Raw genomic sequence first — 20241 nt, forward strand, 5'->3', positions numbered from 1 at the left:
ACCTATCGGACAACCCGGCGGACACTTTTCGGACAAGCCGTCAGACATTCCGTCCGACAAGCTGCCACACATTCCGTATGACAACCTGCCGGATTTCCATCGGACAATCCGTCTGACGCCCGTCGGACAATCTGCTGGACGCCGGACTCCGATCGGGCCTGCGTCACGCGCTCCGCAGCCGCTTCGCGAACTCCTGCGCCGCCGCGCCCGGATCGTCGGCCTCCGTGATCGCACGGACGACCACGACACGGCGGGCGCCGGCCTCGAGCACCTGGTCGAGGTTGCCGAGGTCGATGCCGCCGATGGCGAACCAGGGTCGCCCGGTGCCAAGGGAGGCGGTGTAGCGGACCAGGTCGAGGCCGGGAGCGTGGCGGCCGGGCTTGGTGGGGGTCGGCCAGCAGGGGCCGGTGCAGAAGTAGTCGACGCCCTCCTGGACGGCGGCAGCGGCGGCCTCGGACTCGGCATGGGTGGAGCGGCCGATGAGGACGTCCTCGCCGAGGATCGCGCGGGCCGCGGGGACCGGGAGGTCGCCCTGGCCGAGGTGGAGCACGTCGGCGCCGGCGGCGTGCGCCACGTCCGCGCGGTCGTTGACGGCGAGCAGCTTGCCGTGGCGGGCGCAGGCGTCGGCGAAGACCTTCAGGTGCTCCAGCTCCTCGGCGGCCTCCATGCCCTTGTCGCGCAACTGCACGATGTCGACCCCGCTCGCGAGGACGGCGTCCAGGAACTCCGGCAGGTCGCCCTGGCGCCTGCGGGCGTCCGTGCAGAGGTAGACGCGGGCGTCGGCGAGCTCGGCGCGTGCGGCGGTGGCGGTGTCGGGCATACGAGGGTCCCCCGTGGGTGTCGTTCCTGGTCGGCGGCGTACGGGCGGGGCCGGCCGTGGCCGTCGGTCACTGCGGGCCGCATCGGTTCTGCGGGCCGCAGTGAACCACGGCCGCGGCCCTGCCTGGGCGGACCTCGGCCCGTACGCCGGACGGTGTTCGGTTCAGCCTGTTCGGATCAGACGGCGAGCGCCTGGGCCCGGCGCTTCACCTCCGTACCGCGATTCTCGCTCAGCGCCTGCGCGGGGGTGCCGGGCAGGCTGTCGTCGGGGGTGAAGAGCCACTCGATCATCTCTTCGTCGGTGAAGCCGTCGTCCCTCAGGAGCGTCAGGGTGCCGGTCAGGCCCTTGACGACCTTCTGCTCGGCCGCGTCGATGAATGCGGCGGGCACGTGCAGCGCGCGGTTCTCACCTCGGCGTACGGCGATGAGCTGGCCCTCCTTGACCAGCTGCCGCACACGCGTCACCTCGACATCGAGCATCTCTGCGATGTCGGGGAGGGTGAGCCAGGCGGGGACGAGAGCATCGATCTTTGCGTCAATCTCGGTCACGGACTCAAGCCTGCCATCCCGCACTGACAGTCGGAAGCCAGAAGCGTCCGACCTGGGGCTTCACCGCCTGTCGTGGCCGCCGTTCCGCGTCCTACGCCGTGGCCGTCTTCATGGGCCGCGCCGGGTCCGCCAGCAGCTCGGGGTCCATCGGGGTGCCCGCCTCGATCAGCCGCCTGCCCTGCGCGAGATCCCTCGGTCTGCCGACCGCCAGCAGGGCGACCAGGCGGCTCTCGCGCAGCCAGCAGACGGCCCAGGCGGGGCCCGAGGGGTCGCCGCGCCACAGGGTCGTGTCGGCGGCGCTGTGATGGCCGGCGTACTGGACGAAGCGGCCGAACTGCTCCGACCAGAAGTACGGGACCGGGTCGTAGACCGCGGGGGGCTCTCCGGTGGCCTCGCCGATGATGTTCGCGGCCACCGTGCGCGGGCCCTGGAGGGCGTTGTCCCAGTGGTGGACCAGCAGGCGCTCGCCATACCGTCCCGAGGGGAAGGAGGCGCAGTCGCCGACGGCGTAGACGTCCGGTGCCGAGGTGCGCAGACGGGCGTCCGCGACGACCTCGCGGTGCGCGCCGAGCTCGATGCCGGAGCCGGTCAGCCAGGCCGTGGCGGGGCGCGCGCCGATGCCGACCACGACGGCGCCGGCGGGCAGCCGTGAGCCGTCGTCGAGGACGACCGCGCCGGGCTCGATGTGCGCCACGCGCGCGTGCGTGCGCAGTTCGGCGCCCGCATCGGTGTACCAGGCGGCCATCGGTGCGGCCACCTCGGCGGGCAGCGCCCCGGCGAGCGGCCGGTCGGCGGCCTCGACGACGGTCACCGCGCAGCCCGCCTCGCGCGCGGCGGTGGCGAACTCCGCGCCGATCCAGCCCGCGCCGACGACCACGATGTCGTGCTGCCGGGCCAGCACGGGCCGCAGCCGCTCGGCGTCGTCCAGGGTGCGCAGCAGATGCACCCCTGGCACGCCCTCGGTGCCCGGCAGCGTGATCGGTTCGGCGCCGGTCGCAAGGACCAGGACGTCGTAGGGCACGGGCCCGGTCTCGGTGTCCAGCTCGTGCTCGCCGGGGCGCACGCCGAGCACCTCGCACCCCAGCCGCAGTTCGATGCCGAGCGCCTCGAAGTCGACGTCGAAGGCGGAGCCCTCGGACTTGCCGAGCAGGACGGCCTTGGACAGCGGTGGCCGGTCGTAGGGCTGATGGGGCTCGGCGCCGATCACCGTCACGGTGCCGGTGAAGCCCTGTTCGCGCAGGGCGACGGCCGTCTGCACACCGGCCATGCCCGCGCCGACGACAACCACGCGCCGCGCCGCTGACGTGCTCTCTTCCCGCGTCTGCTCGCTCACCTGATCACCATAGACAACTGACTATTCGTCAGTCAGGAGTCGTGCTCCGTGACCTGCTCCACAACGCTGGTCCCGCTGCCCGACTGCGACTCCCACTGCCAGCTCTCCTCCAGCCGCACCCGCCCGTCCGGCAGCTCCACCACGGCCGAGACGCAGTGCCCCGAGGACGTCGTCCCGTCGTTCTTCAGCTGGACGTAGCGGAAGTCCAGCCGGTCACCTGACCGAGTACCCACCAGATGCCCGCGCACGACGTCGCCGCCCGCGTACTCGGCCCAGATCTCGCCGCCCTGCTCGTGGTACGTGAACCGGGTCCGGGTACCCACCTGACCTGGGGCCTGGTCGGCGACGGGGGCGAGGACGAGGCCGTCCAGCGAGCGGGGCATGACGGAAGGCTCCCTTACAGAGGCGCGGCGGGTCGGGCTAGGGTGGCCAACGTACAAGCACTCGCGGGAGCCCGGACGCACCGGGCTGAGAGGGAGGCTGGCGGCCTCCGACCGTACGAACCTGATCCGGGTCATGCCGGCGAAGGGAGGGGCTGGACGCCCATGTCGTCACGTACGTCAGACGTCCTCGTCATCGGGGGCGGAATCATCGGCCTGGTCACGGCCTGGCGGGCCGCGCAGCGCGGCTTCGCCACGGCCGTCGTGGACCCCGAGCCGGGCGGCGGGGCCGCCCAGGTGGCCGCCGGGATGCTGGCCGCGGTCACGGAGCTGCACTACGGCGAACAGACCCTGCTCGGCCTCAACCTGGCCTCCGCCCGCCGCTACCCGGACTTCGCGGCCGAGCTCACCGAGCTCACGGGCCAGGACCTCGGCTACCGCCAGTGCGGCACGCTCGCCGTCGCCCTGGACGCCGACGACCGCGCCCATCTGCGTGAACTGCACGCCCTGCAGCGGGAGTCAGGCCTGGGCTCGGAGTGGCTGTCGGGGCGCGAGTGCCGACGCCTGGAGCCGATGCTCGCACCGGGCGTGCGCGGCGGCCTGCGGGTGGACGGCGACCACCAGATCGACCCGCGGCGACTGGCACGCGCGCTGGTGGCCGCGTGCGAGCACGCGGGCGTGGTCTTCCACCGCACCTGGGCCGAGCGCTTCCATGTCGTACGGGACCGGGCCTGCGGTGTCACCACGACCGACGGCGCCGAGCTGGGCGCGGGCCAGGTGGTCCTGGCCGCCGGCAGCCTCAGCGGACGGCTGCCGGGGGTCCCGGACGAGGTGCTGCCGCCCGTACGCCCCGTGAAGGGGCAGGTGCTGCGGCTGACCGTGCCGAAGCGGTACGCGCCGTTCCTGAGCCGCACGGTGCGTGCCGTGGTCCGCGGCAGCCATGTCTACCTGGTGCCGCGCGAGAGCGGCGAGCTGGTCGTCGGTGCGACCAGCGAGGAGCTGGGCTGGGACACGACGGTCACCGCGGGCGGGGTGTACGAGCTGCTGCGGGACGCGCACGAGCTGGTCCCCGGCATCACCGAGCTGCCGCTGACGGAGACGCGGGCCGGACTGCGCCCCGGCTCCCCGGACAACGCGCCCCTGCTCGGCCCGACCGAACTGCCCGGTCTGCTGCTGGCCACCGGTCACTACCGCAACGGCGTGCTGCTCACCCCGGTCACCGGCGACGCCATGGCGCACGCCCTGGCCACCGGTGAACTCCCCGATGAGGCACGCCCGTTCACCCCCAAGCGATTCGCGCTCCTGGAGCAGCCCGCATGAACATCTCCGTCAACGGAGAGCCCAGGGAGTTCGCTTCCGGCACGGCTCTCGACACCGTCGTACGCGCGCTGACCCCGGCTCCCTCCGGAGTGGCCGCCGCCCTGAACGAAACCGTCGTCCCGCGCGCGCAGTGGCCGTCGACGTCCCTGCGTGAGGGCGACCGCGTCGAGGTCCTCACCGCCGTCCAAGGAGGCTGACCCATGGCCGACGACCCCTTTGTCATCGGCGGTACGTCCTTCACGTCCCGCCTGATCATGGGCACCGGCGGTGCCCCCAGCCTCGACGTCCTCGAGCGGGCGCTGGTCGCGTCCGGCACGGAGCTCACGACGGTCGCGATGCGGCGCGTGGACCCCTCGGTGCACGGCTCGGTGCTGTCCGTCCTGGAGAAGCTCGGCATCCGGGTGCTGCCGAACACGGCGGGCTGCTTCACCGCCGGGGAGGCCGTGCTGACCGCCCGCCTCGCGCGCGAGGCGCTCGGCACCGAACTGATCAAGCTTGAGGTGATCGCCGACGAGCGCACCCTGCTGCCCGACCCCATCGAGCTGCTGGACGCGGCCGAGATCCTGGTCGACGACGGCTTCACCGTGCTGCCGTACACCAACGACGACCCGGTCCTCGCCCGCAAGCTGGAGGATGTCGGCTGCGCGGCGATCATGCCGCTCGGCTCCCCCATCGGCTCCGGGCTCGGCATCCGCAACCCGCACAACTTCCAGCTGATCACCGAGCACGCGCGCGTGCCGGTGATCCTGGACGCGGGCGCCGGTACCGCCTCGGACGCGGCGCTCGCGATGGAGCTGGGGTGTGCGGGTGTGATGCTTGCCTCAGCGGTGACGCGGGCGCAGGAGCCGCAGCTCATGGCCGAGGCCATGAAGCACGCCGTGGAGGCGGGCAGGCTCGCGTACCGGGCGGGCCGCATCCCGCGCCGCCATTTCGCGGAGGCGTCCTCGCCGCACGAGGGGCGCGCGCACCTGGATCCCGAACGCCCCGCGTTCTGAACTCGCGTTCGACAAGATCCGGAAGTCGGTGCGACGTCCGTCACAGGTCGGCTGCAGTCCCGCTCCGATCTCACCCGAACCGGCAGCCCTGTCAGTCACGGCTCGTACACTCACCTGCGTGGATACGACCCTTCAGGACCCTCTGGTCGGGCAGGTGCTCGACGGGCGCTATCGCGTGGACGCGCGGATCGCGGTCGGCGGGATGGCCACGGTCTACCGGGCCCTGGACACCCGCCTCGACCGCGTGCTCGCGCTCAAGGTGATGCACCCGACGCTCGCGGCCGACGGCACCTTCGTCGACCGGTTCATCCGCGAGGCGAAGTCGGTCGCAAGGCTCGCGCATCCGAACGTGGTGCAGGTCTTCGACCAGGGCACCGACGGGTCGTACGTCTACCTCGCCATGGAGTACGTCGCCGGCTGCACCCTGCGTGACGTGCTGCGCGAGCGCGGGGCGCTGCAGCCGCGCGCCGCCCTGGACATCCTGGAGCCGGTGCTCGCCGCGCTGGGCGCCGCGCACCGCGCCGGGTTCGTGCACCGCGACATGAAGCCGGAGAACGTGCTGATAGGGGACGACGGCCGGGTCAAGGTCGCCGACTTCGGCCTGGTGCGCTCCGTGGACACGGTCACCAACACCACCGGCACCGTCCTCGGCACCGTCTCCTACCTGGCTCCCGAGCAGATAGAGCACGGCACGGCCGACCCCCGGGTCGACGTGTACGCGTGCGGTGTCGTCCTGTACGAGATGCTGACCGGCGACCGGCCGCACGGCGGGGACTCCCCGGCGACGGTCCTCTACAAGCACATCCACGAGGACGTCCCGCCGCCGTCGGCCGCCGTGCCGGGGCTGGCGTACCGGCTGGACGAGCTGGTCGCGTCGGCGACCGCCCGCACCCCGGACCTGCGCCCGCAGGACGCCGTGGCGCTGCTCGCTCAGGCCCGCGAGGTGCGGGCCGCGCTCAGCGCGGACCAGCTGGACGCGCTGCCGCCGCAGGCCTTCGCCGGGGACCACCGGAGCATCTCCGAGGACCGCACGAGCGTGATCCCGCGCGCACTCACGGTGCCGCGCCCGCTGCCGGTGAACGAGGACGAGGACCGGCTCCACCGCACCAGCCGCCTGGAGACACCCCCGCCGCTGCCGCCGCGGCGCCGTGGCGCGCCCTCCCGGCGCGGTCCGCTCGCGGTCGTCGTCGCCGTCCTGCTGATGCTCGGTGTCGGCACGGGCGTGTGGTACATCAACTCCGGCCAGTTCACCAAGGTCCCGCCGGTGCTGGCGAAGACCCAGACGCAGGCCACCCGGCAGCTGCAGAAGGCGGGCCTCGACCTCGGCGCGGTCAGGCACGCGTACAGCGACACGGTGCAGCGGGGCAGGGTCATCAGCTCGGACCCCGCGCCCGGCACCCGCATCCGCGACAACAGGTCGGTGGCGCTCACCATCTCCGACGGTCCGCAGACCGTGCAGGTGCCCGACGTGTCGGCGCGGACGCTGGCCGAGGCGACGGCGCGGCTGAGGAAGAGCGGGCTCGAGCCGGGCATGGTCACCCGGCAGTTCAGCGGCGACGTCCCCAAGGGCTCGGTGATCTCCACGACCCCCGGGGCGGGCACCGAGCGGCACGCGGGTTCGGCGATCGCCCTGGTCGTCAGCAAGGGCAGTCCGGTGGACGTCCCGGACGTCACGGGTGAGGACCTGCAGAGTGCGAAGGCCGACCTGGAGGGCGCCGGCCTGACGGTGAAGGTGGCCTCCGCGCAGATCAACTCCGAGTACGACAAGGGTCAGGTCGCGGCGCAGACACCGGCGGGCGACAGCCAGGCCGCCGACGGCGACACGGTGACGCTGACGCTGTCCAAGGGCCCGGAGATGGTCGAGGTCCCGGACGTCACCGGCGACAGCGTGGACGACGCGCACAAGGCCCTGGAGGGCGCCGGCTTCAAGGTCGAGGAGGACCGGGGTCTGCTCGGCCTGTTCGGCGACACCGTCAAGAACCAGTCCGTCAAGGGCGGGGACACGGCGCCCAAGGGGTCGACGATCACCATCAAGATCCGGTGACGGAGCAGGTCGCAGCGCATGACACCCTGAACGGGTGAAGAGTCAGCAGTCCCGCAACCCCGTCGGCGGTCATGTCCCCGTCGCCGGTGGTCTCCACTCCGTCGGTCTGTCCTACGCCCACGATCTGAAGGCCGAGACCGTGCAGGTCTTCGTCGCCAACCCGCGCGGCTGGGCCACGCCCGCCGGCAATCCGCGGCAGGACAAGGAGTTCCGCGAGGTGTGCGCGGCCGAGTCGATCCCGGCGTACGTCCACGCCCCGTACCTGATCAACTTCGGCTCGCACACCGAGGCGACCGTGGAGAAGTCGGTGGAGTCGCTGCGGCACTCGCTGCGGCGCGGGCGGGAGATCGGGGCGCTCGGCGTGGTCGTGCACACGGGCAGCGCGACGGGCGGGCGGGACCGGTCCGTGGCCCTGAAGCAGGTACGGCAGTACATGCTGCCGCTGCTGGACGAGCTCACCCACGACGACGATCCGTTCCTGCTGCTGGAGTCGACGGCCGGGCAGGGCGCCTCGCTCTGCTCGCGGACCTGGGACTTCGGACCGTACTTCGAGGCGCTGGACGCCCATCCGAAGCTCGGGGTCTGCCTGGACACCTGCCACATCTTCGCGGCCGGGCACGACCTGACCGGCCCGAGCGGCATGCACCAGACCCTCGATCTGCTGGTGGACACGGTCGGCGAGGGCCGGCTGAAGCTGATCCACGCCAATGACTCCAAGGACGTGGCGGGCGCGCACAAGGACAGGCACGAGAACATCGGCGCAGGTCACATCGGCGAGGACCCCTTCCGGGCGCTGATGACCCACCCCGCCACCGAGGGCGTACCGCTGATCATCGAGACGCCCGGCGGCAAGGAGGGACATGCGGCCGATGTGGAGCGGCTGAAAAAACTGCGCGACTCCTGACCCGTTCCGGAATACCCCTAGGGGGTATACGGTTCCTGCTCGGTGCGGGAACCGTTACCTGACATTGGGGGCAGTCATGCAGCACGAGGCACACGCGCACGCACACCATCACCCGGCGGCCGCCACCTGGAGCACCGCCGCACAGGCCACCCTCCACTGCCTCACCGGCTGCGCCATCGGCGAGGTGCTGGGCATGGTGATCGGCACGGCCTTCGGCTGGGGCAACCTCCCGACGACGGTGCTGGCGATCGTGCTCGCGTTCTTCTTCGGCTACTCGCTCACGCTGCGCGGGGTGCTGCGGGCCGGTGTCGACTTCCGTACCGCCTTCCGGGTGGCGCTGGCCGCGGACACCCTGTCCATCGCGGTGATGGAGCTGATCGACAACGGCGTGATCGTGCTGTGGCCGGACGCGATGAACGCGCAACTGGCCGATCTGCTGTTCTGGGGTTCGCTCGCGATCTCGCTGGCGCTCGCCTTCTTCGTGACGACGCCCGTCAACAAGTGGATGATCGGTCGCGGAAAGGGGCATGCGGTGGTGCACGGGTACCACCACTGACCTGCGAGGACCGGGATCAGAGCTCGGGGCCCTCCCCGGGCTCCTCCTGGTAGGAGTAGCGCTGCTCCTTCCACGGGTCGCCGACGTTGTGGTACCCGCGCTCCTCCCAGAAGCCACGGCGGTCGGCGGTCATGTACTCCACGCCGCGCACCCACTTGGGGCCCTTCCAGGCATACAGATGGGGCACGACGAGGCGAAGCGGGAAGCCGTGTTCCGCGGTCAGCAGTTCGCCGTCCTTGTGGGTGGCGAAGATGGTCCGCTCGGAGGCGAAATCCGCCAGGCGGAGGTTCGAACTGAATCCGTATTCGGCCCACACCATCACATGGGTGACCGTGGGCGCGGGCGGCGCGATCTCAAGAATCGTACGAGCCGGAATGCCGCCCCATTCGGCGCCGAGCATGCTGAACTTGGTGACGCAGTGCAGATCACCCAGAACGGTGGTGTACGGCAGAGCCGTGAACTCCTCATGGGTCCAGCAGTGCTTCTCGCCGTCCGCGGTGGCACCGAAGACCCTGAACTCCCAGCGCTCCGGGCGGAACTTGGGAACGGGCCCGTAATGGGTGACCGGCCAGCCGCGCTGCAGACGCTGCCCCGGGGGAAGCTCGGACTGCGCTGCTCCTCCTGAATCGCGTTCTCCCGATTCACGCTCCACCGGCTGACCCATGACTCCATCCTGACAGACCTCGGACGGTGCACTTGACCGCCCCCGCCAAAACGGGGCAATTAGCGCTGAGCATGGACTTACCTACTAAGCGCAGACTTACTGGACGATCTTCGTCGCCGGTGCAATCATGCGGCGCAGCCTGCCAGTTCCCCCCGCTTGGAAGGAGCCTTAGCGATGCAGGGCGACCCCGAGGTCATCGAATTCCTCAATGAGCAGCTCACCGGCGAGCTGACCGCGATCAACCAGTACTTTCTGCACGCGAAGATGCAGGAGAACTTCGGCTGGACGAAGCTCGCCAAGTACACGCGGCACGAGTCGTTCGACGAGATGAAGCACGCGGAGGTGCTCACCGACCGGATCCTCTTCCTGGAGGGGCTGCCGAACTACCAGCGCCTCTTCCATGTACGGGTGGGACAGACCGTCAGGGAGATGTTCGAGGCGGACCGGCAGATCGAGGTCGAGGCGATCGACCGCCTCAAGCGGGGCGTCGAGGTGATGCGGAACAAGGGCGACATCACGTCCGCGAACATCTTCGAGTCGATCCTCGAGGACGAGGAGCATCACATCGACTACCTCGACACCCAGCTGGAACTGGTGGAGAAGCTCGGCGAGGCGCTCTACATCGCGCAGCTGATCGAGCAGCCGGAGAGCTAGGCCGCCTCGTCCAGCGCGGCCAGGACCGGCTTGCCCTGATCTGCGAGCTCACGGCGGGGGCACTCGCCCCGGCCGAGCAGCGCCTGGATACGGCGTACGCACGAACCGCAGTCCGTGCCCGCCTTGCAGGCCGAGGCTATCTGGCGAGGGGTGCAGGCACCGTCCTCCGCGTGCTTCTTGACCTGCTGTTCCGTGATGCCGAAGCAACTGCAGACGAACACGCGGTTCACCTCCCGCCGGGATCGAAGTGGTGCCGTCCCGATTGATCGGTGAGGCTAACCTAACCTTACCCGGCGCTTGGATCCCGCAAAAGTGCAGAGGGGCGCGGATCGTATGTGATCCGCGCCCCATCGCTCTGATCAGCGGTTACTGGTCCCGGTACATCTCCGCGACGAGGAACGCCAGGTCGAGGGACTGGCTGCGGTTCAGGCGCGGGTCGCAGGCCGTCTCGTAGCGCTGGTGCAGATCGTCGACGAAGATCTCGTCGCCGCCGCCCACGCACTCGGTGACGTCGTCACCGGTGAGCTCGACGTGGATGCCGCCCGGATGGGTGCCGAGGCCCTTGTGGACCTCGAAGAAGCCCTTGACCTCGTCGAGCACGTCGTCGAAGCGGCGGGTCTTGTGGCCGGAGGCCGCCTCGAAGGTGTTGCCGTGCATCGGGTCGGTCACCCAGGCCACGGTCGCGCCGGAGGCGGTGACCTTCTCGACCAGCTCGGGGAGCTTGTCGCGGATCTTGTCCGCGCCCATGCGGACGATGAAGGTCAGCCGGCCCGGCTCACGGTCCGGGTCGAGGCGGTCGATGTACTGCAGCGCCTCCTCGGCCGTGGTGGTCGGGCCGAGCTTGATGCCGATCGGGTTGCGGATCTTCGAGGCGAACTCGATGTGCGCGCCGTCCAGCTGCCGGGTGCGCTCACCGATCCACACCATGTGCCCGGAGACGTCGTACAGCTGGCCCGTGCGGGAGTCCACCCTGGTCAGCGCCGACTCGTAGTCAAGGAGCAGCGCCTCGTGCGAGGAGTAGAACTCGACGGTCTTGAACTCCTCCGGGTCGGTGCCGCAGGCCCGCATGAAGTTCAGCGCGTTGTCGATCTCCCGCGCGAGCTGCTCGTAGCGCTGGCCCGACGGGGACGACTTCACGAAGTCCTGGTTCCAGGCGTGCACCTGGCGCAGGTCGGCGTAGCCGCCGGTGGTGAAGGCACGCACCAGGTTCAGCGTGGACGCGGACGCGTGGTACATCCGCTTCAGCCGCTCCGGGTCCGGGATCCGGGCGGCCTCGGTGAAGTCGAAGCCGTTGACGGAGTCACCGCGGTAGGTCGGCAGGGTCACGCCGTCGCGGGTCTCGGTCGGCTTGGAGCGCGGCTTGGAGTACTGGCCGGCGATACGGCCGACCTTCACGACCGGCACCGAGGCGGCGTACGTCAGCACCGCGCCCATCTGCAGCAGCGTCTTGAGCTTGTTGCGGATGTGGTCGGCGGACACCGCGTCGAAGGCCTCGGCGCAGTCGCCGCCCTGGAGGAGGAACGCCTCTCCCTTGGCGACGGCCGCCATCCGGGCGCGCAGCTGGTCGCACTCGCCCGCGAAGACGAGCGGCGGATACGACTCGAGGTCCGCAACGACTGCGCGCAGAGCCTCGGTGTCGGGGTACTCGGGCTGCTGCGCCGCGGGCAGATCTCGCCAGGTGTTGCCAGCGCTCGCGCTGGTCTTAGCGTTCACGGTCACCCCGTAAACATTACGGGGTCGTGTCGACTGCTTTTCCTTCCGCTCGACTGGTGAGACGGACGGATCACGCTCCGGACGGCGGGGTGGTGCGGTAGGGTGCACCGCATGTTCGCGCTTTCGATCCAGAACTGGTGGTGGACCGCTCATCCGGCGGCCCACTGACTGCGCGTACGCAAGACTTCGCGAAGGCCGCCCGAGGGGCGGCCTTCGGCGTTTCCGGGGCCGTTCCTCACCGACATCGCATCGACTCGACATCGCTCGACATCGTTCGACATCGACGGAAGAGGAACCATGGATCTCGTACGGCTCCCGCACGACCCCCGACCCTTCGCCCTGCTCCGCCGCCGCACCCCCGGCCACGACGAGCAGACGGTCGAGCTGTTCCTCGGCCCCGTCACCACGTACGACCGCCTGGCCGACCTCCCCGACGAGGGCCTCGCGCTCGTCCCCTTCCGTCAGATCCGCGAACGCGGCTTCGACGTCCGCGACGACGGGACACCGCTGGCCTTCCTCACCCCCGAGGAGTCGTACGAGATCCCGCTCGCCGACGCCCTCGCGCAACTCCCGGCGCACGAGGTGCGAGTGGCGGGCGGCGGCTTCGACGTCGAGGACGAGGAGTACGGCGAGATCGTCGGCCGGGTGCTGCACGAGGAGATCGGGCGGGGCGAGGGCGCCAACTTCGTGATCCGGCGGACGTACGAGGGTGAGATCCCGGGGTTCTCCCGCACGGACGCGCTGGCGCTGTTCCGGCGGCTGCTGGAGGGCGAGCGGGGCGCGTACTGGACGTTCGTCGTGCACACCGGGGAGCGCACGCTGGTCGGGGCCAGTCCCGAGGTGCATGTGCGGATGTCCGGCGGCACGGTCGTGATGAACCCGATCAGCGGGACGTACCGATATCCCGCCGAGGGCCCGACGCCCGAGCACCTGCTGGGCTTCCTCGCCGACGGCAAGGAGATCGAGGAGCTGTCGATGGTCGTCGACGAGGAGCTCAAGATGATGTGCACCGTCGGCGACATGGGCGGAGTGGTGGTCGGCCCACGGCTGAAGGAGATGGCCCATCTCGCGCACACCGAGTACGAGTTGCGCGGGAAGTCCTCGCTGGACGTGCGCGAGGTCCTGAAGGAGACCATGTTCGCGGCGACCGTGACCGGTTCGCCGGTGCAGAACGCCTGCCGGGTCATCGAGCGCCACGAGGTCGGCGGGCGCGGCTACTACGCGGGGGCACTCGCGCTGCTCGGCCGGGACTCCGGCGGCGCGCAGACGCTCGACTCCCCCATCCTGATCCGTACGGCGGACATCTCCTCCGAAGGACATCTGCGGGTGCCGGTCGGCGCCACCCTGGTCCGCGGCTCGGACCCGGCGGGCGAGGTCGCCGAGACGCATGCGAAGGCGGCGGGCGTGCTGGCGGCCCTCGGTGTACGTCCGGCGCGGCCGCGCGAGGGGCACGCGCGCGTGCGTCTCGCCGACGACCCACGCGTGCGTGCCGCGCTCGACGGGCGCCGGGCCTCGCTGGCGCCGTTCTGGCTGCGGATGCAGGAAGCCCCCAACAAGGGTGCCGAGCTCGCCGGACATGCCCTGGTCGTCGACGGGGAGGACACCTTCACCGCGATGCTGGCGCACGTCCTGCGGTCGAGCGGCCTGGAGGTGACCGTCCGGCGCTACGACGAACCCGGGCTGCGGGAGGCGGTGCTCGCGCACGAGGGGCCGCTCGTCCTCGGGCCCGGTCCCGGTGACCCCTCCGACCTCGACGACCCCAAGATGCGGTTTCTGCGGGACCTCACCGCCGAGGTGATCCGGGGGCACCGGCACGGCGTGCTGGGCGTCTGTCTCGGGCACGAGCTGATCGCGGCCGAGCTGGGGCTGGAGATCGTACGGAAGGAAGTGCCGTACCAGGGGGCGCAGACGGCGATCGAGCTGTTCGGGCGGACCGAGACCGTCGGCTTCTACAACAGCTTCGTGGCGCGCTGCGACGAGGAGGCGGCGCGCGAGCTGGCCGCCCACGCGGTGGAGGTGAGCCGGGCGGCGAACGGGGAGGTGCACGCACTGCGCGGTCCGCGGTTCGCGGGCGTCCAGTTCCACCCGGAGTCGGTGCTGACACTGAACGGAACGGCGATCGTGCGGGAGCTGATCGGCCAGCTGCACCGCACGACCGTGTAGCCGTCCGGGGACTGCCGTCAGCCGAAGAAGACCCCGACCTCCTCGTAGAGCTTCGGGTCCACCGTCTTCAGCTTCGCCGTCGCCTCCGCGATCGGGACGCGGACGATGTCGGTGCCGCGCAGGGCGACCATCTTGCCGAAGTCGCCCTCGTGGACGGCTTGGACGGCGTGCAGGCCGAAGCGGGTGGCGAGCCAGCGGTCGAAGGCGCTCGGGGTGCCGCCGCGCTGGATGTGACCGAGGACGGTCGTGCGGGCCTCCTTGCCGGTGCGCTTCTCGATCTCCTTGGCGAGCCATTCGCCGACCCCGGAGAGGCGGACATGCCCGAAGGAGTCGAGGGACTCGTCCTTGAGGACCACGTCGCCGTCCTTCGGCATGGCACCCTCGGCGACGACCACGATGGGGGCGTACGAGGCCTTGAAGCGGCTGGTGATCCAGGCGCAGACCTGTTCGAGGTCGAAGCGCTGCTCGGGGATGAGGATGACGTTGGCGCCGCCGGCGAGGCCCGAGTGCAGGGCGATCCAGCCGGCGTGCCGGCCCATCACCTCGCAGACCAGGACGCGCATGTGGGACTCGGCGGTGGTGTGCAGCCGGTCGATGGCCTCGGTGGCGATGCCGACCGCGGTGTCGAAGCCGAAGGTGTAGTCGGTGGCGGACAGGTCGTTGTCGATCGTCTTCGGTACGCCGACGACGGGCACTCCGTACTCGTCGGTCAGGCGCGCCGCCACGCCCAGGGTGTCCTCGCCGCCGATCGCGATGAGCGCCTCGACCTCCTGCTTGGCGAGGTTCTCCTTGATCCGCCGGATGCCGTTCTCCTGCTTCAGCGGATTGGTGCGCGAGGAGCCGAGGATGGTGCCACCGCGGGGCAGGATGCCGCGCACCGCGGGGATGTCGAGGCGGACGGTGTCGCCTTCGAGGGGTCCGCGCCAGCCGTCCCGGTAGCCGACGAAGTCATAGCCGTACTCCTGCACGCCCTTGCGGACGATGCCCCGGATGACGGCGTTGAGTCCGGGGCAGTCGCCGCCTCCGGTCAGTACTCCGACCCGCATGGAAATGTCCCTTCGCCGCAGTTGCCTGGTGACAGCCACGCTAATGGTGATCCAGGTCACAGAGGGATGGGCGGGAAGGGCAATTCCGGTGAATCAGCGGGCGGTTGGTTTACCCGCCGTCAAGCTCCCGTGGCGCTCTCACTCGTCGTCGAGTCCGCGCTCTATGGCGTACCGGACGAGTTCCACCCTGTTGTGCAGCTGGAGCTTGCCGAGGGTGTTCTGTACGTGGTTCTGGACCGTGCGGTGGGAGATGACCAGGCGCTCGGCGATCTGCTTGTAGCTCAGGCCCTTGGCGACCAGGCGCAGCACCTCCGTCTCGCGCTCGGTGAGCTGCGGGGCGCCCGGCTGGTCGGTGTCCGCGGCGGGGGCGGGCTCGGAGGCGAGACGGCGGTACTCGCCGAGGACCAGTCCGGCCAGGCCCGGAGTGAACACCGGGTCGCCGACGGCCGTGCGGCGGACCGCGTCCAGCAGTTCGTCGGTGGACGCCGACTTCAGCAGATAGCCGGTGGCGCCGGACTTCACCGCCTCCAGGACGTCGGCGTGCTCACCGCTGGCCGACAGCACGAGGACGCGCAGCGCGGGGTTGTGGCCGACGAGTTCCTTGCAGACCTGGACGCCGGGCTTGGCGGGCAGGTTCAGGTCGAGCACGAGCACGTCGGGGCCGGCGGCCTTGGCGCGGCGCACGGCCTGGTCGCCGTCGCCCGCGGTGGCGACCACGTCGAAGCCGGACTCGGCCAGGTCGCGGGCGACGGCGTCGCGCCACATGGGGTGGTCGTCGACCACCATGACCTTGATCGCGCCCTGCCGCTCCTCGGTCGAGTCCGTCATCGCCGCTCTGCCTTCCCCCGTGGGTCCTTCGCGTCCTTCGGTACTTTCAGTTCGACCTCCGTGCCCTGCCCGGGCACCGAGATCAGTTCGGCGCTGCCGCCGAGGTCGCGCAGCCGGCCGCGGATCGACAGGGCGACACCGAGCCGCCCCTCCCCCTCGGCCTGAGCGAGCCGCCCCTCGGGGATGCCGGGTCCGTCGTCCCGCACGGTCACCGCGACCTCACCGGGCTCGTCCTCGACGAGGATCCACGCGCGCGCGTCCTCACCGGCGTGCTTGCGCACGTTGTCCAGGGCGGCACCGACGGCCGCGGCCAGCTCCTTCGCGGCGGCCCTGGGCAGCAGCACGGCGGCGCCCGGCTCGGCGAAGCTGACCTTCGCGGCGGCGTACGGGGCGAGCAGCGCCCGCAGGTCGACGGGACCGTCCTCGTCGTACGAGGGCTCCTCCACGGCCCGTACGACGGCGCCCTCGGCGGCGTCCTCCGACACCCGGGAGACGGGGATCAGCCCGCCGGAGACCAGGGTGCGCAGCGCGACCTCCTGTTCTCCGGCCATCCGGCCCAGCTCGGCCGCCTCGCCGCCGAGGACCGCGCCCCGGCGCTGCACCATGGCCAGCACCTGCAGCACGCCGTCGTGGATGTCCCGGGCGAGCCGCTCCCGCTCCCGGGTCGCGGCCTCGATCTCCAGGGCGCGGGCGAGGGTGCGCTCGGAGGCGCGGGCGACCTCGACGACGTAGCCGATGGCGATGGAGGCGACCCAGACCAGGATCACGTTGTGGACGGTGTCGCGGGCGGGGGCGCCGCGCTCGATCAGATTCGCGGCGGCGACCGGGGTGGAGGCGAACGCGGCCCAGCGCCAACCGCCCTTGATGGCGTACGCGAGGACGGAGCCGGCGGTCCATATCGACGGCAGGGTGGGCCCGCCGCTCTGGATGTGCTGCTCGTTGACCGCGAGCGGGGTGAGCAGGATGCCGGTGAGCGCGATGGCGAGGTCGACCGCGAGGAAGCGCTTGGTGCAGGCGGCCGCGCTCTGGACGCGGGGCAGGGTGGCGAGCGTCCACACGAACAGGACGACGTAGTACGCGATGGCGACGCCCGCGTGGTCGTACTCGTCGTAAGCGGTGGCGAACAGGCCGACCGCGTACAGCATCGTGAGCACCCGGTACGCGGTGAGCGCGCGCCACAGCGGCTGCTCGACCGACATGCGCATGACGCGCTCGCGCTTGGGCATGTCCCCCACCCCCCTCGACCGAGAGCCTAGGCCTCGGACTTCTCCTTCTTGGCCTGTTCCTTGGCCTGTTCCTTCTCGGCCTTCGCCGCCTCCGCGATCTGGCGCTTCGCCGCGGTCGCGTACATGTCGACGTACTCCTGGCCGGAGAGCTTCATGATCTCGTACATGACCTCGTCGGTGACCGCGCGCAGCACGAAGCGGTCGTGCTCCATGCCCTGGTAGCGGCTGAAGTCGAGGGGCTTGCCGATGCGGATGCCGGGGCGCATCAGCTTGGGCATGACCTTGCCCGGCGGCTGGATCTTCTCCGTGTCGATCATGGCGACCGGGATGACCGGCGCACCGGAGGCGAGCGCCACGCGCGCGAGACCACCGGGCTTGCCGCGGTAGAGGCGTCCGTCGGGCGAGCGCGTGCCCTCGGGGTAGATGCCGAACAGCTCGCCGCGCTCCAGGACCTCCAGGCCGCTCTTGATGGCCGCCTCGCCCGCCCCGCGCGCCCCGGAGCGGTCCACCGGGAGCTGGCCGACGCCCTTGAAGAAGGCGGCCGTCAGCCGGCCCTTCACGCCGGGCGTGGTGAAGTACTCGGCCTTCGCGATGAAGGTGACCTTGCGGTCGAGGACCGCAGGCAGGAAGAACGAGTCGGAGAAGGAGAGATGATTGCTCGCCAGGATGGCGGCGCCCTCCGCCGGAATGTTCTCCAGGCCTTCCACCCATGGCCTGAAGGCGACCTTCAGCGGTCCCCCGATGGCAACCTTCATCGTGCCGTACAACACCCGTGTGCCTCCTGTTTCCGTCGGTCAGACCTTAACCCGGAGCACTGTCAAAGGATCCGACGACCCTGGTCGGTGTCAGTGCGGTCGCGTACGGTGAAGCACCTGGACTTCACGTCACTCTCATGAACAGGAGACCGAAGGTGCCGGTCCTTCCTGGAGCCGAGCCGTACCGCCACGAGGGCGGGGAGGTCGGCGTCCTGCTCTGCCACGGCTTCACCGGTTCCCCCCAGTCGCTGCGCCCCTGGGCCGAGTATCTCGCCGAGCACGGCCTCACGGTCTCGCTGCCGCTGCTGCCCGGGCACGGCACCCGCTGGGAGGACATGCAGCTCACCGGCTGGCAGGACTGGTACGCCGAGGTGGACCGCGAGCTGCGGTCCCTGCGCGAGCGCTGCAGCGAGGTGTTCCTGGCCGGCCTGTCCATGGGCGCCACCCTGGCGCTGCGCCTGGCGGCGAAGCACGGGGAGGCGGTCGGCGGAGTGGTGGTCGTCAACCCGGCGAACCGCATGCACGGCTTTTCCCCGTACGCCCTTCCCGTGGCCCGCCATCTGGTGCGCACCTCGAAGGGGATCGCCAGCGACATCGCGAAGGAGGGCAGCGCCGAGCTGGGCTACGACCGGGTTCCGCTGCACGCGGCGCACTCCCTGCGCAACTTCTTCCGGCTGGTCGACGGCGAGCTGCCGCAGGTCACGCAGCCGCTGCTGGTGCTGCGCAGCCCCCAGGACCATGTCGTGCCGCCGGCCGACTCGGCGCGGATCCTCGGCCGGGTCTCATCGAGGGACGTGACGGAGATACTGCTGGAACAGAGCTACCACGTGGCGACGTTGGACCACGATGCGGACCGGATTTTCGAAGAGAGCCTCGCGTTCATCGGCCGGCTCGCACCCAGTGTCGGCAAGGAAGGGACGGCCGCAGGTGGCTGAGCACGACTCGGACCGCGAGGACCGCGAGCCGGAGGAGCAGGGCGTCCCCTTCGACGAGGATGCCGCGTGGGCCGCGATCGTCGCCGGCTACGGCGAGGAGCCGAAGGACCCGCCGGGCACCAAGCCGTTCAAGTCGATCGAGGACCTGGCGCTGCTGGAGCCGGAGACCAACGACGACACCCAGGGTGAGGCACCGAAGCAGGAGAAGCCGAAGAAGCCCCTGGGCGGCTCCGTCTCCTTCGCGCCCGGCGTCGGCCCGCGCGACTACACGGCCGCCGAGCCGTCCGAGGACGACTTCGACGAGGACGACGAGGGCCACTTCGTACCACCGGAGCCGCCGCCGCTGCCCACCGCCGACACGACCGCCAAGTTCGCCTGGCTGGGCGTGATCGGCGGCCCGGTCCTGCTTCTGCTGGCGGTGCTGCTCGGCTGGGACATGACCTGGTGGCTGGCCACGCTCGGCATCGGCGGCTTCCTGGGCGGTTTCGCCACGCTGGTGATGCGGATGAAGACGGACGACGAGGACGGCGACGATCCGGGGCGCGGAGCCGTCGTCTAGCCCGCCGGGATCCTGAGGGCGGCCAGGACCGGAAGGTGGTCCGTGGCCGCCCTCAGGTCTGTTTCCGTCACTCCGGGGTGGCCGACGGGGACACCGCAGCCGAGCACCTCGATGCCCTTGGTGGCGAAGATCGCGTCGATGCGCTGGAACGGGGTCACGGGCGTCGAGGTGTACTCACTGCCCCATGGGCTGGTGGCCCAGCAGTCCTGCAGGCCGTCGGCGAGGCGGCGGAAGGTGCGGCCGGTGGGGCGGTCGTTGAGGTCGCCGCCCGCGATCGCATGCTCCACGCCGAGACCGGCCAGCCGGTCCAGGAGCATGCCGCCCTGCTCGTACCGCTCGTCCGCCTGCAGGGAGAGGTGGTAGCTGACCACGCCGAGGCGGGCCCCGCCGAAGCGGACCACTGCGGTGGCGAAGCCGCGGCGGTGCAGGCCGGGGGTGAGCGGGAGGAGAACGTCCTCCGTGCGCTCGACGGTCGCCCGGAGCGTGCACAGGATCGCCGGGCCGGAGGCGGTGGCACCTCCGGTGAGGATGACTTGGCCTGCGGCCGATGCCAGACGGGACAGTTTCTTGCGCCAGCGGAAGAAGCGGGGGGCTTCCTGGATGAGGACCAGGTCCGGGGCGCAGGCGGTGATCACCCTGGCCAGGGCGTCCGTGTCATCGCGCATCGAGCGGATGTTGTAGGACAGGACCCTGATGACGGCTGAACCGTCCGGTTCCGTGTGGGAGTTGGGCAGCAGCTCCATGTGGATCAATCTACGCCCAACAGCTCGGGGCGCGAGGTTTGTGTGCGACTACCGC

Annotated in this window: 23 protein-coding genes and 1 riboswitch; of the genes, 11 read left to right on the forward strand and 12 right to left on the reverse strand. The window is 70.7% G+C overall.

Annotated features, from left to right (window positions below; genetic code table 11):
• Nucleotides 1–163 precede the first annotated feature (163 nt).
• The 4 genes from thiE to ABD355_RS35900 all read right to left on the reverse strand — a co-directional run bounded on the left by thiE (nucleotide 164) and on the right by ABD355_RS35900 (nucleotide 3084).
• Nucleotides 164–820 (reverse strand): thiamine phosphate synthase, encoded by a 657-nt coding sequence (thiE, locus tag ABD355_RS35885; RefSeq protein ID WP_344405164.1) that lies wholly within the window; start codon nucleotides 818–820, stop codon nucleotides 164–166.
• A gap of 176 nt (nucleotides 821–996) precedes the next feature.
• Entirely contained in the window at nucleotides 997–1368 is a 372-nt protein-coding gene (locus ABD355_RS35890) for an Rv2175c family DNA-binding protein (RefSeq protein WP_115908649.1), read from the reverse strand.
• Between the two features lie 91 nt (nucleotides 1369–1459).
• Nucleotides 1460–2701, reverse strand: a complete 1242-nt coding sequence (locus ABD355_RS35895; RefSeq protein ID WP_344405166.1) for an NAD(P)/FAD-dependent oxidoreductase — start codon at nucleotides 2699–2701, stop codon at nucleotides 1460–1462.
• Nucleotides 2702–2733: 32 nt separating this feature from the next.
• Nucleotides 2734–3084 carry an avidin-fold protein gene (locus ABD355_RS35900; RefSeq protein WP_344405168.1) on the reverse strand — a complete coding sequence of 117 codons (351 nt, stop codon included), beginning with the start codon at nucleotides 3082–3084 and terminating at the stop codon, nucleotides 2734–2736.
• Between the two features lie 53 nt (nucleotides 3085–3137).
• A riboswitch (TPP riboswitch) is annotated at nucleotides 3138–3249 on the forward strand.
• On the opposite strand from ABD355_RS35900, the gene thiO reads away from it, so the two are divergent.
• From thiO to ABD355_RS35930, 6 genes are all read left to right on the forward strand, one after another.
• Nucleotides 3247–4401: a glycine oxidase ThiO gene (gene thiO, locus ABD355_RS35905; RefSeq protein WP_344405169.1), complete on the forward strand. Its 1155-nt coding sequence runs from the start codon at nucleotides 3247–3249 to the stop codon at nucleotides 4399–4401. Its footprint overlaps the riboswitch before it by 3 nt.
• Nucleotides 4398–4598: a sulfur carrier protein ThiS gene (gene thiS / locus ABD355_RS35910; RefSeq protein ID WP_344405171.1), complete on the forward strand. Its 201-nt coding sequence runs from the start codon at nucleotides 4398–4400 to the stop codon at nucleotides 4596–4598. Before thiO ends, thiS begins: the two co-directional genes overlap by 4 nt.
• 3 nt (nucleotides 4599–4601) lie before the next feature.
• Nucleotides 4602–5396 (forward strand): thiazole synthase, encoded by a 795-nt coding sequence (locus tag ABD355_RS35915; RefSeq protein WP_344405173.1) that lies wholly within the window; start codon nucleotides 4602–4604, stop codon nucleotides 5394–5396.
• 118 nt (nucleotides 5397–5514) lie between these two features.
• Nucleotides 5515–7440, forward strand: coding sequence for a Stk1 family PASTA domain-containing Ser/Thr kinase (gene pknB / locus ABD355_RS35920; protein ID WP_344405174.1), 1926 nt, complete (start codon nucleotides 5515–5517; stop codon nucleotides 7438–7440).
• A 34-nt stretch (nucleotides 7441–7474) separates the two neighbouring features.
• A complete protein-coding gene (locus ABD355_RS35925) occupies nucleotides 7475–8344 on the forward strand; it encodes a deoxyribonuclease IV (RefSeq protein ID WP_344405175.1) in 870 nt (289 codons plus the stop codon).
• A 76-nt stretch (nucleotides 8345–8420) separates the two neighbouring features.
• Nucleotides 8421–8900: a DUF4396 domain-containing protein gene (locus tag ABD355_RS35930; protein ID WP_344405176.1), complete on the forward strand. Its 480-nt coding sequence runs from the start codon at nucleotides 8421–8423 to the stop codon at nucleotides 8898–8900.
• Nucleotides 8901–8916: 16 nt separating this feature from the next.
• Here the strand turns inward: ABD355_RS35930 and ABD355_RS35935 are convergent, their stop codons facing one another.
• Nucleotides 8917–9564: a sulfite oxidase-like oxidoreductase gene (locus ABD355_RS35935; protein WP_344405177.1), complete on the reverse strand. Its 648-nt coding sequence runs from the start codon at nucleotides 9562–9564 to the stop codon at nucleotides 8917–8919.
• Nucleotides 9565–9738: 174 nt separating this feature from the next.
• Here ABD355_RS35935 and bfr point away from each other — a divergent pair, with 174 nt between their 5' ends.
• The gene (gene bfr, locus ABD355_RS35940) at nucleotides 9739–10218 is read left to right on the forward strand and encodes a bacterioferritin (protein ID WP_115908641.1); all 480 of its coding nucleotides are present in this window, start codon (nucleotides 9739–9741) and stop codon (nucleotides 10216–10218) included.
• On the opposite strand, the gene ABD355_RS35945 is transcribed toward bfr, so the two are convergent.
• Together ABD355_RS35945 and ABD355_RS35950 are read right to left on the reverse strand one after the other, a co-directional pair.
• A complete protein-coding gene (locus ABD355_RS35945) occupies nucleotides 10215–10448 on the reverse strand; it encodes a (2Fe-2S)-binding protein (RefSeq protein WP_344405178.1) in 234 nt (77 codons plus the stop codon). The genes bfr and ABD355_RS35945 overlap by 4 nt on opposite strands.
• A gap of 136 nt (nucleotides 10449–10584) precedes the next feature.
• Nucleotides 10585–11937 carry a class II 3-deoxy-7-phosphoheptulonate synthase gene (locus tag ABD355_RS35950; protein WP_099928210.1) on the reverse strand — a complete coding sequence of 451 codons (1353 nt, stop codon included), beginning with the start codon at nucleotides 11935–11937 and terminating at the stop codon, nucleotides 10585–10587.
• A 105-nt stretch (nucleotides 11938–12042) separates the two neighbouring features.
• Here ABD355_RS35950 and ABD355_RS44770 point away from each other — a divergent pair, with 105 nt between their 5' ends.
• Together ABD355_RS44770 and ABD355_RS35955 are read left to right on the forward strand one after the other, a co-directional pair.
• Nucleotides 12043–12099, forward strand: coding sequence for a trp operon leader peptide (locus ABD355_RS44770; RefSeq protein ID WP_115913573.1), 57 nt, complete (start codon nucleotides 12043–12045; stop codon nucleotides 12097–12099).
• Nucleotides 12100–12228: 129 nt separating this feature from the next.
• Nucleotides 12229–14094, forward strand: coding sequence for an anthranilate synthase family protein (locus ABD355_RS35955; RefSeq protein WP_344405180.1), 1866 nt, complete (start codon nucleotides 12229–12231; stop codon nucleotides 14092–14094).
• Between the two features lie 17 nt (nucleotides 14095–14111).
• Here the strand turns inward: ABD355_RS35955 and ABD355_RS35960 are convergent, their stop codons facing one another.
• From ABD355_RS35960 to ABD355_RS35975, 4 genes are all read right to left on the reverse strand, one after another.
• On the reverse strand, nucleotides 14112–15140 hold the full coding sequence (locus tag ABD355_RS35960; RefSeq protein WP_344405181.1) for a 6-phosphofructokinase: 1029 nt from the start codon (nucleotides 15138–15140) through the stop codon (nucleotides 14112–14114).
• A gap of 138 nt (nucleotides 15141–15278) precedes the next feature.
• Complete coding sequence (locus ABD355_RS35965) at nucleotides 15279–15968, reverse strand: response regulator (protein WP_344405182.1); 690 nt, start codon at nucleotides 15966–15968, stop codon at nucleotides 15279–15281.
• Nucleotides 15965–17194 (reverse strand): MacS family sensor histidine kinase, encoded by a 1230-nt coding sequence (gene macS, locus ABD355_RS35970; protein WP_344405183.1) that lies wholly within the window; start codon nucleotides 17192–17194, stop codon nucleotides 15965–15967. Before macS ends, ABD355_RS35965 begins: the two co-directional genes overlap by 4 nt.
• Before the next feature lie 26 nt (nucleotides 17195–17220).
• Nucleotides 17221–17949, reverse strand: coding sequence for a lysophospholipid acyltransferase family protein (locus ABD355_RS35975; protein ID WP_344405253.1), 729 nt, complete (start codon nucleotides 17947–17949; stop codon nucleotides 17221–17223).
• A gap of 155 nt (nucleotides 17950–18104) precedes the next feature.
• Between ABD355_RS35975 and ABD355_RS35980 the strand changes: the two genes are divergently transcribed.
• Together ABD355_RS35980 and ABD355_RS35985 are read left to right on the forward strand one after the other, a co-directional pair.
• Nucleotides 18105–18884: an alpha/beta hydrolase gene (locus ABD355_RS35980; protein ID WP_344405254.1), complete on the forward strand. Its 780-nt coding sequence runs from the start codon at nucleotides 18105–18107 to the stop codon at nucleotides 18882–18884.
• A complete protein-coding gene (locus ABD355_RS35985) occupies nucleotides 18877–19443 on the forward strand; it encodes a hypothetical protein (protein ID WP_344405185.1) in 567 nt (188 codons plus the stop codon). The genes ABD355_RS35980 and ABD355_RS35985 overlap by 8 nt, the downstream gene beginning before the upstream one ends.
• On the opposite strand, the gene ABD355_RS35990 is transcribed toward ABD355_RS35985, so the two are convergent.
• Complete coding sequence (locus tag ABD355_RS35990) at nucleotides 19440–20186, reverse strand: endonuclease/exonuclease/phosphatase family protein (protein ID WP_344405186.1); 747 nt, start codon at nucleotides 20184–20186, stop codon at nucleotides 19440–19442. The two genes, ABD355_RS35985 and ABD355_RS35990, sit on opposite strands and share 4 nt — an antisense overlap.
• Nucleotides 20187–20241: the final 55 nt, after the last annotated feature.

It is taken from the genome of Streptomyces longisporus, from assembly GCF_039532765.1.
Taxonomy (GTDB): domain Bacteria; phylum Actinomycetota; class Actinomycetes; order Streptomycetales; family Streptomycetaceae; genus Streptomyces; species Streptomyces longisporus.